The sequence below is a fragment of the Microvirga zambiensis WSM3693 genome (assembly GCF_016735695.1).
Classification (GTDB): Bacteria; Pseudomonadota; Alphaproteobacteria; order Rhizobiales; family Beijerinckiaceae; genus Microvirga; species Microvirga zambiensis.
Genome location: NZ_JAERQD010000012.1, coordinates 126,793 through 141,779 on the forward strand (window position 1 = coordinate 126,793; position 14,987 = coordinate 141,779).

A 14,987-nucleotide genomic window follows, 5' to 3' on the forward strand; every position below is an offset into this window, starting at 1 on the left:
TGAAGACGTGGGTCCCCGGGACAAGCCCGGGGATGACGTTTGGTGTAGCTATACCGGAAACCCGTATCCCCGCAGCTCCCCCGCCAGATCGATCCCCTCGACGCAGTGGATCGCATGCATGCCGACGCTGTGGGCGCCTTCAACATTGGCCTTGGAATCGTCGATGAACACGCAATCCTTGGCCTCGAGGCCGTAGCGGTCGAGGAGAAGGCGGTAGATGGCCGGATCGGGCTTCAGGAGGCGCTCGTCGCCGGAGACGATGATGCCGTCGAAGCCGGTCAGGAAGGGATAGCGCTCCTGCGACAGGGCGAATTTCGGGCTGGAGAAATTCGTGATGCAATAGTTCGGCACGCCCGCCTCCCGCAGGCGGGCCAGCAGGGCCACATGGTCCTCGAACACTCCGGAGACGGTCTCGTCCCAGCGCTCGTGGAAGGCGCGGATCTTCGGCTCGTGCGTCGGATGATCCTTGACGAGCAGGGCGACGGCCTCGTCCCAGTCGCGGCCGCGATCCTGCTCGAGATTCCAGTCGGGCGTGCAGACGTTGCCGAGGAACCACTCCATCTGCGCCTCGTCGTCGAAGATGCGGCGATAGAGATTGCGCGGGTCCCAGCGCAGCAGGACGTTTCCGACGTCGAACACGACGGTCGTTGGTTGACTCATGATCGATACACTTTCTTCGTTGCCGGCTGCAGCCGTCACCCGCCGATATTGTAGGCGGCGAGCGCCGCCATGTTGACGATGTCGGCGTCGGTGGCGCCGAGGGAGACGATCTGCACCGGCTTGTCGAGGCCGACCACGAGCGGACCGAGCACCATCGCGCCGCCGAGTTCCTGCAGCATCTTGGTGGAGATCGAGGCCGAGTGGAAAGCCGGCATGACGAGCACGTTCGCCGGTCCTTTGAGGCGGCAGAACGGATATTGCGCCATCACGTCCCGGTTGAGCGCCACATCGGCCGACATCTCGCCGTCATATTCGAAATCGACGCGCATCTCGTCGAGGATCTCGACCGCCTCCTGGATCTTCTCCGCGCGCTCGGCCTTCGGATGGCCGAAGGTGGAGAAGGACAGAAGCGCCACGCGCGGCTCATAGCCGAGGCGGCGCGCGACGCCGGCGGATTCGATGGCGATCTCCGCGAGTTCCTGCGCGCTGGGCATCTCGTGGATCGCCGTATCCGCCACGAGCACCGTGCGGCCGCGGGCAAGGCACAGCGACACGCCGATGACGCGGTGTCCGGGCTTGGCATCGATCACGTGGCGCACGTCGGCGAGAGCCGTCGAGTAGTTGCGCGTGGCGCCGGTGACCATGGCGTCCGCATCGCCGAGCGCCACCATGGAGGCACCGAAATGATTGCGGTCCTGGTTGATCATGCGCTGGCAGTCGCGGAACAGGTAGCCGCGACGCTGCAGGCGTTCGTAGAGGAACTGCGCATAGGTCGCGTTGCGCTGGGACAGGCGCGCATTGTGGATCTCGATGCCTTCGCGGCCTTCGAGCTCGATACCCGCCTGAGCCGCCGTCTCCTGGATGCGGTCCTCTCGTCCCACGAGGATCGCCTTGCCGAGGCCCTGATTGACGAAAGACAGGGCGGCGCGGATCACCTGCTCCTCCTCGCCCTCGGCGAAGACGACGCGCTTCGGGAACTTGCGCACGCGCTCGAAGATGCGGTTGAGCGTGCCGGCAACGGGATCGCGCCGCGCGGAGAGCTGCGCCTTGTACGAGCGCATGTCGACGATGGGGCGCAGCGCAACGCTTGTATCCATCGCGGCCTTTGCCACGGCCATCGGAATGGTGTGGATCAGGCGCGGATCGAAAGGAACGGGAATGATGTATTCGCGCCCGAAGCGCGGACGGGTGCCCTGATAGGCGGCCGCCACCTCGTCGGGCACGTCCTCGCGGGCGAGTTCCGCCAGCGCCTGGGCCGCCGCGATCTTCATCTCCATGTTGATCGTGGTCGCCTGCACGTCGAGCGCGCCGCGGAAGATGTAGGGGAAGCCGAGAACGTTGTTGACCTGGTTCGGATAATCCGAGCGCCCGGTGGCGATGATCACGTCGTCGCGGATGCGGGCCACCTCTTCCGGTGTGATTTCCGGATCGGGATTGGCCATGGCGAAGATGATCGGATTGGGCGCCATGGAGCGGATCATCTCGTCCGAGAAGGCGCCCTTCGCCGAGAGGCCGAACACCGCGTCGGCGCCGTTCAGCGCATCCGCCAGCGTGCGGGCGCTGGTATTGGCGGCATGGGCCGACTTCCACTGGTTCATGCCCTCGGTGCGGCCCTGATAGATCACGCCCTTGGTGTCGCACAGGATCACGTTGTTGGGCGCAAAGCCCATGGCTTTCAGAAGCTCGGTGCAGGCGATGCCGGCGGCACCCGCGCCGTTCACCACGAGCTTGGTCTTGGCCATGTCGCGGCCGGTCAGGTGCAGAGCGTTGATGAGGCCCGCCGCCGCGATGATCGCGGTTCCGTGCTGGTCGTCATGGAAGACGGGAATGTCCATCAACTCCCGCAGGCGTTCCTCGATGATGAAGCATTCCGGCGCCTTGATGTCCTCCAGGTTGATGCCGCCGAAGGAAGGCCCGAGATAGCGCACGCAATTGATGAAGGCGTCGGCATCCTCCGTGTCGACCTCGAGATCGATGGAATCCACATCGGCGAAGCGCTTGAAGAGAACCGCCTTGCCCTCCATCACCGGCTTCGAGGCGAGCGCACCGAGATTGCCGAGGCCGAGGATCGCCGTGCCGTTCGAGATCACCGCCACCATGTTGGAACGGGTGGTGTAATCGAAGGCCGAGGACGGGTTTTCGGCGATCGCCAGCACAGGCACCGCGACGCCCGGCGAATAGGCCAGCGACAGGTCGCGCTGGGTCGCCATGGGCTTGGTGGGCACGACTTCGAGCTTGCCGGGACGGCCATGGGCGTGGAATTGCAGCGCCTCCTGGTCGGTGAAGGTCGGGCGTTTGCGGCGGGTCGGGCGCTGATCGTCTGTCATGGGATATGGTTTCTTTTTGATGCGGGGCGTTTCCAGAGGGGGATGCGACCTTAAGGCATAGGTGGCGCCCTCCTCAAGACTTGTCCACATCCGTCCTTCGGACCCTATGACGAGGATGAAAGGACTCTCCGGCTTTGCTACACAGGGCGGATGCCGTCCCAAGCCGCCTACAAGTCCCCCGAGACCGCCCCGTCCTCTGCCGCGCCGGATGCCCGCGTGACGCCCATGATGGCGCAATACGTGGAGATCAAGGCCGCCAATCCGGACAGCCTGCTGTTCTACCGGATGGGCGATTTCTACGAATTATTCTTCGAGGATGCGGAAATCGCCAGCCGAGCGCTTGGAATCGTGCTGACCAAGCGCGGGAAACACCAGGGGCAGGACATCCCCATGTGCGGCGTGCCCGTGGAGCGGGCCGACGACTATCTCCAGCGCCTCATCGGCCTCGGGCATCGGGTCGCCGTCTGCGAGCAGACCGAGGATCCGGCGGAGGCGAAGAAGCGCGGTGCCAAATCCGTCGTGCGCCGCGACGTGGTGCGCCTCGTCACCCCGGGCACGATCACCGAGGAGCGCCTGCTGGAGCCGGGCCGGGCCAATTACCTGCTCGCCATCGCCCGCCGCCGCGTCTCGGATACGCAATTCTGCTATGGGCTCGCCGCCGTCGACATATCCACAGGTCATTTCGTCTTGAGCGAGACGGACGGCACCGGCCTCCCCGCCGAGATCGCCCGCTTCGAGCCGCGCGAAATCCTGGTGCCGGACGTGATCCACGACGATCCGGATCTGAGGGCCTTCTGGCAGGAGACGCGGGCCTCGATCACGCCGCTCTCCCGCGAGGGGCTCGATCCGGCTTCCGCCGAGCGGCGGCTCAAAGGCTATTTCGGGGTCGCGACGCTCGACGCCTTCGGGTCATTCAGCCCGGCAGAGGTCACGGCGGCCGGCAGCGCGCTCTTCTATATCGAGAAGACGCAGATCGACAGCCGCCCGACGCTTAACCCGCCCTCGCGGGACAATGCCGGCGCCGCGCTGGCCATCGATGCCGCGACCCGCGCCAACCTTGAACTGACCCGGACGCTCTCCGGCGAGCGCGCCGGCAGCCTGCTCGCCACCATCGACTGCACGGTGACACCGGGCGGCGCGCGGCTCCTCGCCGAGCGGCTCGCCGGTCCCCTCACCCATCCGGACCTCATCCGCGACCGGCAGGATTCGGTTTCGACGCTCGTCGAGAGCAACGATCTGCGCGACCGTCTGCGGCGCATCCTCAAGCGCTCGCCGGATCTCGCCCGCGCCCTCTCCCGCCTGAGCCTCGGACGCGGCGGTCCAAGGGATCTGGCCTGCGTTCGCGACGGTCTGTTCGCCGCGCGCGAGCTCGGACTCGAGCTGGCGATCGCGCCCGATCTGCCGAAGGAACTGTGCGAGGCAGCGCAAATCCTGCAAGGCCTGCGCACGGATGTGGCCGACAGGCTCGCCTCCGCACTTGCCGACGAGCTGCCCCTGCTCAAGCGCGATGGCGGCTTCATCCGCGCGGGCTTCGATCCCAACCTCGACGAGCTGCGTGAGCTGCAGCAGGATTCGCGCCGCTTCATCGCGGCGCTGCAGACCCGCTATGCCACCGACACCGGCTGTCGCACGTTGCGCGTCAAGCACAACCACATGATCGGCTATTTCGTGGAGGTGCCGCAGAATGTGGGCGAGGATCTGCTGAAGGAACCGTGGAAGGACACCTTCGTCCATCGCCAGACCATGGCAGGCGCCATGCGCTTCTCGACCATGGAACTCGGCGAGCTCGAATCGAAGATCGCCTCCGCCGCCGACCGGGCGCTGAAAATCGAGCTCGCCCTCTTAGACGAGATGGTGCAGGCGCTGCTCGATCTCGCAGCGGATGTGGCGGCCGCCGCCGAGGCCATCGCGGTCATCGACGTGACCGCCTCCCTCGCCGATCTCGCCATGCGCCTCGACTGGACGCGGCCTGTCGTCGACACGGGCCTCGCCTTCACCGTCAGGGGCGGCCGCCATCCGGTCGTCGAGGCCGCGCTCAAGCGCGAGGGCGTGCCCTTCATCGCCAACGACTCGGATCTCTCCGGCAAGGATGCGGGCCATATCCTTTTGATCACCGGCCCGAACATGGGCGGTAAATCGACCTATCTGCGCCAGAATGCGCTCATCGTGGTGCTCGCGCAGATGGGCTCCTACGTTCCGGCGAAAGAAGCCCATATCGGCATCGTCGACCGGCTCTTCTCCCGTGTCGGCGCGGCCGACGATCTGGCACGCGGCCGCTCGACCTTCATGGTCGAGATGGTCGAGACCGCCGCCATCCTCAACCAGGCGACCGCCCGCTCGCTGGTGATCCTCGACGAGATCGGCCGCGGCACCGCCACTTTCGACGGCCTCTCCATCGCCTGGGCGGCGATCGAGCACCTGCACGAGGCCAATCGCTGCCGCGCCCTGTTCGCGACCCATTTCCACGAGCTGACCGCTCTGGCCGACCGGATGAAGCGGATTTCCAACGCGACCCTGAAAGTGACCGAATGGAACGGCGAGGTGGTGTTCCTGCACGAAGTCGTGCCCGGCGCCGCCGACCGCTCCTACGGCCTGCAGGTGGCGAGGCTCGCCGGTCTCCCGGTTCCGGTGGTGGAGCGGGCGAAGACGATCTTGAGCGAATTGGAGAAATCGGACCGCGAAGCTCCGAAGCGTGCGCTCGTCGACGATCTGCCGCTGTTCTCGGTCAGCATGCATCGCGAGCCTGCACCGGCTCCGAAGTCCGATGGTCTGCGCGAAGCCCTCGATGCGCTCGATCCGGATCAGATGACGCCCCGCGAGGCGCTCGATGCGCTCTATCGCCTGAAGGCGCAGCGATGATCGGGCACGATCAAGAGGCCTGAGGACTACCTTCCCTCGCCGTTACGCCGAAAGGGAGGAAAGTCACTGTGCGCTCCTCCTGCGGCTCGCGCGGCTTTCCGGCCATGACATAGCTCAGCGCCTCCCGGACGCCACGCTCCGTATAGGGCTTGGCGATCACGCCCCAGGCTCCCCCGAAATCCTCCGGGATGCGCTTGGCATTGGCGGTCATGAACAGCACCGTGACACCCTGCCGTGCCGCCAGCTGGCGTGCGACGTCGACCCCGGTCGGACCGTCGGCAAGATGGATGTCGACGAAGGCGAGATCGGGTTTGACCTCCTGGCCGAGGGCGAGCGCCTCGGCGGAGGAGGTTGCGACGCCGACGACGTCGTGGCCGAGATCCTGCAGCAGGCTTTCAAGCTCAAGCGCGATCAGGATTTCATCCTCGACGACGAGGATGCGCAAACGCTTCTCGCTACTCAAACCTCGTCTCCTCCGCACCGATGGGCAACACGACCTGTGCGCGTGTACCTGGCTCCATATCGTGCCAAGTCAACCGCCCCTTCAGCTGATGGGCCAACATTGTCATCAGGGTTTTCCCGAAGCTTCCTTCCGGTGGAGGCGCGTGGTCGAGACCGACGCCGTCGTCCTCGACCGTAATGGCGAGGTCGCTCTCCATCCGACCGATCGTGATGGTCAGCCGTCCCTGGCGCCCGTCCGGGAAGGCATGCTTGACCGCATTGCCGATCGCCTCGTTGAGGAGAAGCGCCAAGGCGGCAGCCTTCGAAGCCGGAACCGCAATAGGCTGAACGTCAAGACTGAGCTCGACCTGGCCCTCGGGCAGCGCCAGGATGAGTTCCCCGACAAGTTCGGCCGCAAGGTCCCGGATATTGAACCGGCCGGAATCGCTGGAGCCATGAAGCAGGCGGTGGACGGCCGCGAGGGCGCCGACGCGCTCGGCCACCTCCTGCAGCACCTTGCGCGCCTCCGGGCTTTTAAGGCGGCGCGCCTTCAGGAGCACGAGGGAGGCGGTCATCTGCAGGCTGTTCTTGACCCGGTGCTCGACCTCCTGAAGCAGAACCTTCTTCTGTTCGAGCTGCTCTTCCAGAAGGCGCTCCCGCTGCTTCGTCGCGCCGATATCGGTCATCGTCACGATGAAGAGGCGAACGCGTCCCGCCTCGTTGCGAACGGGACTGACCGAGAGAGATCCCCATAATGAAGCGCCGTCGCTGCGACGGCACAGGAACTCGGCATCGTGTCCCTCACCCGCTTTCAGGGACGCCTCCAAGGCAGCCAGGGCCTCCGGCTCCGCATGCTCACCGACGATCGAGCGCCAGCTTTGCCCCAGCACCTCGTCGCCGGAGCAGCCGGACATGCGCAGGAAGGCTGCGTTGGCGAACACGATGGGATATTCAGGCCCATGAGCGGCGATCATGAGAACGGGCACGCGCAGCGGGCGATAGGCAGCCTTGAGGGAGGCATCCGGATCTTGGGTCTGTCCCATATCCGGAACATGGGTGTGAGCCAGCATCGCGATCGTCTGAATGCGTCAGGATCTTATAGGCGATGCAGGTGTCGTGGTCTCAGCAGAATGGAATGGCCCCGTGCCATGTACCGCCCCTTCCAGAACAGATGTTCGTAAGAATTGTCGCCGTCCGGCTTCCCCGATGCAGTGGTACTCAACGCGGGTATCGGGACGTGGTTCCGGCCGTTGGCTACGGATCCCCACAGAGAATAAGTAATGCTATCGCATTCCAAAGGGTCACGCTAAACTCGAAAGCTCTTGGGGAGATCTCTGCCGGATGGTTACGCGCGTTTCCACTGTTGCGTTCGAGGGAATCGAGGCGCGTTCGGTCGATGTGCAGGTGCAGATTTCGCCGGGCTCCGTCGTCTTCATGATCGTCGGCCTGCCGGACAAAGCGGTCGCGGAATCCCGCGAGCGCGTCCGGTCCGCCCTCATCGCTTCGGGTCTCGCCCTGCCGGCGAAGCGCATCACGGTCAATCTCGCCCCGGCCGATCTGCCGAAGGAAGGATCGCATTACGATCTGCCGATCGCCCTCGGCGTCATGGCTGCCATCGGCGCGATTCCTGCCGACGCACTGCACGGCTTCACGGTGCTGGGCGAACTAGCGCTCGACGGCTCGATCACCCCGGTCGCCGGCGTGCTGCCCGCCGCGATGGCAGCCTATGAACGCGAGCACGGGCTGATCTGTCCCGAGACCTGCGGGCCTGAGGCTGCATGGGCCGGCAGCGACATCGAGATCCTGGCGCCGCGCTCGCTGATCCAGCTCGCCAATCATTTCAAGGGCACGCAGGTTTTGGCGCGGCCGGAACCTGCGATCATGCCGGCGTCCAGCACCCTCCCAGACCTGCGTGACATCAAGGGTCAGGAAAGCGCAAAGCGCACCCTCGAGATAGCGGCGGCCGGGGCCCACAACCTTCTCATGAACGGCCCTCCCGGTGCCGGCAAGTCGATGCTGGCCCAGCGGCTGCCCTCGATCCTGCCGCCGCTCTCGCCGAGGGAGTTGCTGGAAGTGTCGATGATCCAGTCGGTGGCGGGACTTCTCGCCGACGGCGCGCTCTCCAACCGGCGCCCCTTCCGGGCTCCGCATCACTCGGCCTCGATGGCAGCGCTCGTCGGCGGCGGCCTCCATGCCCGGCCGGGCGAGGCCTCGCTCGCCCATCATGGCGTGCTGTTCCTCGACGAATTGCCGGAGTTCCAGCCCCAGGTGCTCGATTCGCTCCGCCAGCCGCTGGAGGCGGGCGAGATCCTGATCGCCCGGGCCAATCACCGGGTCACCTATCCGTCCCGATTCCAGCTCGTCGCCGCGATGAATCCCTGCCGTTGCGGACAGGCGACCGAGCCCGGCTATGTCTGCCGCCGCCAGCCGAACGAGCGCTGCATCGCGCAGTATCAGGCCCGGCTCTCAGGCCCGCTCCTCGACCGCATCGATCTTTCCATCGACGTTCCGGCGGTCACGGCGGCGGACCTGATCCTGCCGGCACCGGCCGAGGGATCGGCGGAAGTCGCGGCCAGGGTCGCCCGGGCCCGGGAGAGGCAGGCGAAGCGTTATGCCGCCCTGAAGCTCGATGGAGTCGCGACCAACGCCGCGTGCCCGCCGGCGCTCCTGGAGGAGATGGCGCAGCCGGATTCCGACGGGCTGACCCTCATCCGCGATGCCGCCAATGCCATGCGCCTCTCCGCCCGCGGCTTCCATCGCGTCCTAAAGGTCGGGCGCACGCTTGCCGATCTCGATGGCGAAGAAAAGGTGCGGCGGATCCACGTGGCGGAAGCCCTCTCCTACCGCGCCCATGCCGACCGTCGTCCGGCCGCGGCCTGACCGATGAGGGCGGCCCTTCGGGCTCCTTGTGAAAGCGTGTGCCGTCCCCGATATTTTCCCTTGGGACATTTATGTTTTCTGTCACAAAACAGTTTGATACGGGCCCTATGTCATGGCCGAGGCGGAATGGCGAAAAGCACCGCGCGGCATCGGAGACAAGACCCAATGAGGCTGCCATGAACGTTTCCCCGTCGAACGAGATGATGCCTAGCGCGCCGTTTCAGGCCCTCGGCAAGTTCATCCCGGGCGTGGACCGGCCCGTCCGCGACTATGGCAGCTTCGATCCCATCCTCGGCCGGATCGGCTCCCTCGAAGTGCGTTTGGCGACCACGGCCAAGGAAATCCGCCGGGCGCAGCGGCTGCGCTTCAAGGTCTTTTACGAGGAAATGTCGGCCTCGCCCAACGGCGCCGCCCTGCTATCGCGCCGCGATGTCGACGACTACGATTGGATCTGCGACCACATCCTCGTCCTCGACCACGACGTCAAGCGGAAGCCGTTCCGCAATGCCACGCCGAAGGTGGTGGGCACCTACAGGCTGCTGCGTCAGGACGTGGCGAACCGCCATGGCGGCTTCTACACGCGCGGCGAATACGACATCGCCCCCCTCATCCGCTCCCATCCCGATCTGCGCTTCCTGGAGCTCGGTCGCTCCTGCGTGCTCAAGCCCTATCGGAACAAGCGCACGGTGGAGCTGCTCTGGCACGGGATCTGGACCTATGTGCTCCGCAACCGCATCGACGTCATGATCGGCTGCGCCAGCCTGGAAGGCACGAAGCCGCAGGACCTCGCCCTGCCTCTGAGCTTCCTGCACCATTACGCGGCCGCACCCGCCGAATGGCAGGCCCGCGCCCTGCCGGGTCGCTTCACGGCGATGGATGTCCTGCCCAAGGAAGCCGTCGATCCCAAGGCGGCGCTCCATGCCCTGCCGCCCCTGATCAAAGGCTATCTGCGCATCGGCGCTACCTTCGGGACAGGTGCCGTGATCGACCGGCAGTTCGGCACCACCGACGTTCTCGTAGTGCTCCCGGTCTCGGCGATCAACCCGCGCTACATCGACCATTTCGGTCCGACGGCGAACCGCCACGCGGCGTGACCTGGAAGCTCTTCTCGATATCCGCGAGCGTCTACATAAGCCCTCATCCTGAGGGCCGCCGCAGGCGGCGTCTCGAAGGACGAGGGCGTCTCCAGTGCTCTCTGGATCCTCCTTCGAGACGGTCGCTGCGCGACCTCCTCAGGATGAGGGCAGAGTAAGTTAAGCTAGGGCATCAACGGGCGCTAAAGTCCGACACCATTCCTCTCGCACGTCCGGATCTCTTTCCCTCTCCATCCGCTCCCCGGCATGCCGGACGACAGCCTCCGGCGGAAGCAGACGCCCGAGCGCCCAGACTGCCATGGCGCGCACGAGCGGCGACGCATCGTCGAGGAGGCGCAGGGCTTCGTCGGCCAGGCCCGAATCCTCCGAATTGCCGATGGCGATGAGCACGTTGCGGATGAAGCGGTCACGGCCCGTGCGCTTGATCGGCGTACCGGCAAAGCGCGTGCGGAACCCCGGATCGTCGAGCCGGGCAAGCTCGGCCAGAGGCAGACTGGCCAGATCCTCCCGCTGCACGAGCCGCGCCTCGCGCCCGGCCTGGGCGAACTTGTTCCAGGGGCAGATGGCCAGACAGTCGTCGCAGCCGAAGATGCGGTTGCCGATGCCGGTTCGCAGCTCCTCCGGGATGTGCCCTTTATGCTCGATGGTGAGATAGGAGATACAGCGCCGCGCATCGAGCTGGTAGGGCGCGGGAAAGGCGTTCGTCGGGCAGATGTCGAGGCAGCGACGGCAGGATCCGCAATGATCCCGCTCCGGTTCGTCGGCCGGCAGCTCCGCCGTGGTGAAGATGGCGCCGAGAAACAGCCAGTCGCCGAATTCGCGCGAAACGATGACCGTGTGCTTGCCCTGCCAGCCGAGGCCAGCGGCCTCCGCGAGGGGCTTTTCCATCACAGGGGCAGTGTCGACGAAGACCTTCACGTCGGACGAGGCCTTGGCAGCAAGAAAGCCCGCGACCTCCTTGAGCTTGCCCTTGATCACCTCGTGGTAGTCGCGGTTGCGGGCATAGACCGAGATGTAGCCGCGGTCCTTTTCGGCCAACTCCGCCAGCGGATCCTCGGCGGGAGCGTAATTCAGCCCGAGCAGGATGACGCTGCGCACATCCGGCCACAGCGTGCGCGGATCGGCGCGGCGCTCCGCAGTCTCGGCCATCCAGTCCATGGAGCCGTGATGGCCGGCCTCGATCCAGGTTTTCAGCCGCTCGGGAGCCAGCGGGATCGCGTCGGGCTTAGCGATGCGGACGGCATCGAAGCCGAGCGCCTTGGCGCGTTCGACGAAGGCGCGCTTCAGCGCTTGCCCATCTAGAAATCCAGGTCGTCGTAATGGGCCGCCGCCGACATCCCCGGCACCCGGTCCGCGAGGAGCGCGCGAAAGGACGGCCGGGACTTGATCCTGGCATACCAATGTTTCGCTGTTTCGTCCTCGTCCCATGGCACGTCGCCGAGATAATCCACCACCGAGAGATGGGCCGCCGCCGCCAGATCCGCATAGGTCATCTGGTCGCCGGCGAGCCAATTCCGCTTGGAAATCAGAAAGCCGATGTATTTGAGGTGGTATCGCACATTGGTCTGGGCAGCGCGAATCGCGCCCATGTCCGGCGGTCCACCCCCCAGATCGTTCGGCATGAACCGCTTGTAGATCTTTTCCGTGGCCAGGTAATCCGAGACCTCGCCGTGGAACTTGACCAGGAACCAGTCGAGCAGGCGGCGCACCTCGACCCGCTGCGGCAGGGGCTGCGGCAGAAAGCGCCTGTCCCGCAGGTCCTCCCCGCGGGTCTCGTCGAGATACTCCGCAAGGCCCATGGGTCCTGCCACCGCAAGGCCGTTATCGTCGACGAAAAGCGGTAGCTGGCCGGCCGGGTTGATTTCCAGAAAAGGGAGGCGGCGAACCCATGGCTTCTCCTCGACCACATCCGGCTCGAGACCGAGCTCCGCGAAAACAAGGCGTGCGAACCGCGACTGCGGGCAGAAGGGATAAGAATGCAGGATGGCCATGAAATTATGCAGACGCGAAACAGGCGGCGAGATTAAGGCCGTGCTTCGTTAAGGGTTGGTAAGGAATATTGGTGAATCTCATGTCCGTGATGCAGAAGGTTAGCACCGGCAGCGCAAGCCTCGCTTGACAGACGTGAGCTGCTCCCGCATCTGGCGCCGTTTTCAGGATTTTCAACGATGTCGCAACTTATCGAGGCGCTCTTTCTAGGCCTCATCGAAGGCCTGACCGAGTTCCTTCCGGTCTCCTCGACGGGCCATCTGCTCCTCGTCGGCCATTTCCTCGGCTTCGAGTCGACCGGCAGGACCTTCGAGGTGCTGATCCAGCTCGGCGCGATCCTCGCCATCCTCTCGGTCTATTTCAACAAGCTCTGGTCGATCGCCAAGGCGCTGCCCTACGATCCGATGGCGCGCCACTTCGTCATCGGCGTGCTCGTCGCCTTCCTTCCAGCGGCCATCATCGGCGCGGTGCTGCACGGCTTCATCAAGGAAGTGCTGTTCAATCCCTGGATCGTCTGCGCGACGCTGATCATCGGCGGCTTCGTGCTCATCGCCATCGACCGCCTGCCGCTCGAAGCGACGAAAACCGACGCGACGCGCTTTCCGCTCTCGATGTATTTCAAGATCGGCCTGATCCAGTGCGTGGCGATGGTCCCCGGCGTGTCGCGCTCCGGCGCCACCATCGTCGGCGCCATGCTGATGGGCGCCTCGAAACGCGCCGCGGCGGAGTTCTCGTTCTTCCTCGCCATGCCGACCATGGCCGGCGCCTTCGCCTACGACCTGCTGAAGAACTACAAGTACCTTTCCGCCGACGATGCGACGATCATCGTCGCCGGCTTCCTCTCGGCCTTCGTCGCGGCGCTTCTCGTGGTGAAGCTGCTGCTCGACTACGTCTCCCGCCACGGCTTCACGCCCTTCGCCTATTGGCGCATCCTCGTCGGCGCCGCGGGTCTTGCGGGCCTGATCGTCTACGGCTGATATGCCCTCACGCGACGAAGCCCTCGCGGTCACCCTCGCCATCGCAGCAGCTTTGCTGGCGATGATCCTCGCGATCGTCGTCGGCCTCAGTGCGGGGCCGCTGCCTGCGACGGAGAGCGGTCCTCCCGATCCCGCCTGCATCGAGTGGACCGACAGCTGCGTGGTCTGCGCCCGAACGCCGGAAGGAATGGCCTGCTCGACGCCGGGGATCGCCTGCACCAAAGGGGCACCGCGCTGTTTGAGGCGGTGACGTAATTCGCTCGCTTCGTCATGGCCGGGCTTGTCCCGGCTATCCACGCCTCAGGAGCCGCAGCGGTGTGAAGACGTGGAGCCCGGGGATGACGATAGGGGCAGAATCTACGGAATCGTCTTGTCCGGATACCGGCACAGGTCGTTGATCGGGCAGCGCCAGCATTCGGGGCGGCGGGCCTTGCAGATGTAGCGGCCGTGCAGGATGAGCCAGTGATGGGCGTGGAGCAGGTACTCGTCCGGGATCAGCGCCTCGAGCGCGACCTGCGTGTCCAGCGGCGTCTTGGTGATGGCGAGCGGGATCCGGTTGGTGACGCGGAAGATATGCGTGTCGACGGCGATGCGCGGGTTCCTGAAGGCGATGTTGACCACGACGCTCGCGGTCTTGCGCCCGACGCCCGGCAGGGTTTCCAGCACCTCGACGGAATCCGGCACCTTGCCGTTAAACTCCTCCACCAGGCGCTTCGCCGCCGCGATCACGTTCTTCGCCTTGGTGTTGAAGAAATTCAGGGTCCTGATGCGCTCCCGCAATCCCGCCTCGCCGAGATCGAGCATCTTCTGCGGTGTGTCGGCGACGGGAAACAGGTTGCGCGTCGCCTTGTTGACGCCGACATCGGTCGATTGCGCGGACAGCGCCACGGCGACGAGGAGCGTGTAGGGATTGGTGTGTTCGAGCTCGCCCTTGGGCTCCGGATCGGCCGCGTGAAAGCGGCGGAAGATCTCGATCACCGTAGCATTGTCGATCGGCTTCGGCGTGCGGGCCCGCACCGCCCGTCCGACCGCCTTCGCGGGGATTGCGGGCTTCGATTTGGGCTTCGGCTTGCGGCGGGGAGATGGCTTCAGATCGGGCATTTCTGCGTTATACTTAAGGCATGGCGAGCGGCAAGGCGACATTGGGCGAGATCGACCGGTTCGGGCGGCCGGTTTTCTCGGCCGTCATCCGCCCGCACCGGTCCCTGAGCCTGCGCGGTTTCAGGATCCTCATGGTGCTGGTCTGCCTCGTTTCCTGCGCGGCGAGCCTGCCCTTCGTGATCATGGGCTTCTGGCCGGTCGCGGGTTTCTTCGGCCTCGACTTTCTCGGCCTCTACATCGCCTTCCGTGTCAGCTACCGCCGGGGCGAGGCGTTCGAATTCCTGGAGCTGACGCCGATCCGGCTCCTGTTCCGCAAGGTCAGTCCAAGAGGCGAAGTGCAGGACTGGCAGTTCAACCCGCTCTGGACACGCCTCGACCGCGAGGTCGACGAGGAATACGGGATGCAGCATCTCTCGCTCACCTCCCGCAACGAGCATGTGGAGATCGCCCGCGACCTCTCCCCGCCCGAACGCGAGACGCTGGCGGAGGCGTTTGGACGTGCCCTGGCGGATGTGAAGCGGGGTCATTAGGCAAAATTCCAGCACCGTCGGGCCCGGAGCTTGCGGCTCCGAGCCTTTGGGCGATCGAGGGTGGCGCGAATGGCAGCCCGGCTCGATGATGGATGGAAATGCGATGAGCCGAGATGCCTCTTCGCGCAC

The 14,987-nt window shown here is 65.4% G+C and carries 13 protein-coding genes; 6 read left to right on the forward strand and 7 right to left on the reverse strand.

Features of this window, described 5'->3' with window-relative positions; all coding sequences use genetic code 11:
* Nucleotides 1–48: 48 nt before the first annotated feature.
* Together JKL46_RS12010 and JKL46_RS12015 are read right to left on the reverse strand one after the other, a co-directional pair.
* Nucleotides 49–660: an HAD family hydrolase gene (locus JKL46_RS12010; protein WP_201833072.1), complete on the reverse strand. Its 612-nt coding sequence runs from the start codon at nt 658–660 to the stop codon at nt 49–51.
* Nucleotides 661–695: 35 nt separating this feature from the next.
* A complete protein-coding gene (locus JKL46_RS12015; RefSeq protein WP_201833074.1) occupies nt 696–2,987 on the reverse strand; it encodes an NADP-dependent malic enzyme in 2,292 nt (763 codons plus the stop codon).
* 150 nt (nt 2,988–3,137) lie between these two features.
* On the opposite strand from JKL46_RS12015, the gene mutS reads away from it, so the two are divergent.
* Complete coding sequence (gene mutS, locus JKL46_RS12020) at nt 3,138–5,846, forward strand: DNA mismatch repair protein MutS (RefSeq protein ID WP_201833076.1); 2,709 nt, start codon at nt 3,138–3,140, stop codon at nt 5,844–5,846.
* Between the two features lie 10 nt (nt 5,847–5,856).
* Here mutS and JKL46_RS12025 read toward each other — a convergent pair whose 3' ends face one another.
* Nucleotides 5,857–6,309: a response regulator gene (locus JKL46_RS12025; protein WP_201833078.1), complete on the reverse strand. Its 453-nt coding sequence runs from the start codon at nt 6,307–6,309 to the stop codon at nt 5,857–5,859.
* Entirely contained in the window at nt 6,302–7,330 is a 1,029-nt protein-coding gene (locus tag JKL46_RS12030; RefSeq protein ID WP_201833079.1) for a sensor histidine kinase, read from the reverse strand. The genes JKL46_RS12025 and JKL46_RS12030 overlap by 8 nt, the downstream gene beginning before the upstream one ends.
* A gap of 298 nt (nt 7,331–7,628) precedes the next feature.
* Here JKL46_RS12030 and JKL46_RS12035 point away from each other — a divergent pair, with 298 nt between their 5' ends.
* Nucleotides 7,629–9,167 carry a YifB family Mg chelatase-like AAA ATPase gene (locus tag JKL46_RS12035; protein ID WP_201833080.1) on the forward strand — a complete coding sequence of 513 codons (1,539 nt, stop codon included), beginning with the start codon at nt 7,629–7,631 and terminating at the stop codon, nt 9,165–9,167.
* 176 nt (nt 9,168–9,343) lie between these two features.
* Complete coding sequence (gene olsB / locus JKL46_RS12040) at nt 9,344–10,261, forward strand: l-ornithine N(alpha)-acyltransferase (RefSeq protein WP_201833081.1); 918 nt, start codon at nt 9,344–9,346, stop codon at nt 10,259–10,261.
* Between the two features lie 159 nt (nt 10,262–10,420).
* On the opposite strand, the gene queG is transcribed toward olsB, so the two are convergent.
* Nucleotides 10,421–11,662, reverse strand: a complete 1,242-nt coding sequence (gene queG / locus JKL46_RS12045; RefSeq protein ID WP_246529270.1) for a tRNA epoxyqueuosine(34) reductase QueG — start codon at nt 11,660–11,662, stop codon at nt 10,421–10,423.
* Complete coding sequence (locus JKL46_RS12050; RefSeq protein ID WP_201833082.1) at nt 11,560–12,252, reverse strand: glutathione S-transferase family protein; 693 nt, start codon at nt 12,250–12,252, stop codon at nt 11,560–11,562. The genes queG and JKL46_RS12050 overlap by 103 nt, the downstream gene beginning before the upstream one ends.
* 177 nt (nt 12,253–12,429) lie before the next feature.
* Between JKL46_RS12050 and JKL46_RS12055 the strand changes: the two genes are divergently transcribed.
* Together JKL46_RS12055 and JKL46_RS12060 are read left to right on the forward strand one after the other, a co-directional pair.
* Nucleotides 12,430–13,227 carry an undecaprenyl-diphosphate phosphatase gene (locus JKL46_RS12055; RefSeq protein ID WP_201833083.1) on the forward strand — a complete coding sequence of 266 codons (798 nt, stop codon included), beginning with the start codon at nt 12,430–12,432 and terminating at the stop codon, nt 13,225–13,227.
* Nucleotide 13,228: 1 nt separating this feature from the next.
* Entirely contained in the window at nt 13,229–13,477 is a 249-nt protein-coding gene (locus JKL46_RS12060) for a hypothetical protein (RefSeq protein WP_201833084.1), read from the forward strand.
* A 107-nt stretch (nt 13,478–13,584) separates the two neighbouring features.
* Here JKL46_RS12060 and nth read toward each other — a convergent pair whose 3' ends face one another.
* A complete protein-coding gene (gene nth / locus JKL46_RS12065; protein WP_201833086.1) occupies nt 13,585–14,328 on the reverse strand; it encodes an endonuclease III in 744 nt (247 codons plus the stop codon).
* 20 nt (nt 14,329–14,348) lie between these two features.
* Here nth and JKL46_RS12070 point away from each other — a divergent pair, with 20 nt between their 5' ends.
* A complete protein-coding gene (locus JKL46_RS12070) occupies nt 14,349–14,858 on the forward strand; it encodes a DUF2244 domain-containing protein (RefSeq protein WP_201833088.1) in 510 nt (169 codons plus the stop codon).
* The last annotated feature ends 129 nt before the right edge of the window (nt 14,859–14,987 follow it).

What these genes read in the sequence shown, in the direction of transcription:
- JKL46_RS12015 (WP_201833074.1), bottom strand. Translation starts at nt 2,987, where the DNA reads ATGACAGACGATCAGCGCCCGACCCGCCGCAAACGCCCGACCTTCACC.
- JKL46_RS12030 (WP_201833079.1), bottom strand. Translation starts at nt 7,330, where the DNA reads ATGGGACAGACCCAAGATCCGGATGCCTCCCTCAAGGCTGCCTATCGC.
- JKL46_RS12060 (WP_201833084.1), top strand. Translation starts at nt 13,229, where the DNA reads ATGCCCTCACGCGACGAAGCCCTCGCGGTCACCCTCGCCATCGCAGCA.
- nth (WP_201833086.1), bottom strand. Translation starts at nt 14,328, where the DNA reads ATGCCCGATCTGAAGCCATCTCCCCGCCGCAAGCCGAAGCCCAAATCG.
- JKL46_RS12055 (WP_201833083.1), top strand. Translation starts at nt 12,430, where the DNA reads ATGTCGCAACTTATCGAGGCGCTCTTTCTAGGCCTCATCGAAGGCCTG.
- olsB (WP_201833081.1), top strand. Translation starts at nt 9,344, where the DNA reads ATGAACGTTTCCCCGTCGAACGAGATGATGCCTAGCGCGCCGTTTCAG.
- JKL46_RS12010 (WP_201833072.1), bottom strand. Translation starts at nt 660, where the DNA reads ATGAGTCAACCAACGACCGTCGTGTTCGACGTCGGAAACGTCCTGCTG.
- mutS (WP_201833076.1), top strand. Translation starts at nt 3,138, where the DNA reads ATGCCGTCCCAAGCCGCCTACAAGTCCCCCGAGACCGCCCCGTCCTCT.
- JKL46_RS12070 (WP_201833088.1), top strand. Translation starts at nt 14,349, where the DNA reads ATGGCGAGCGGCAAGGCGACATTGGGCGAGATCGACCGGTTCGGGCGG.
- JKL46_RS12035 (WP_201833080.1), top strand. Translation starts at nt 7,629, where the DNA reads ATGGTTACGCGCGTTTCCACTGTTGCGTTCGAGGGAATCGAGGCGCGT.
- JKL46_RS12050 (WP_201833082.1), bottom strand. Translation starts at nt 12,252, where the DNA reads ATGGCCATCCTGCATTCTTATCCCTTCTGCCCGCAGTCGCGGTTCGCA.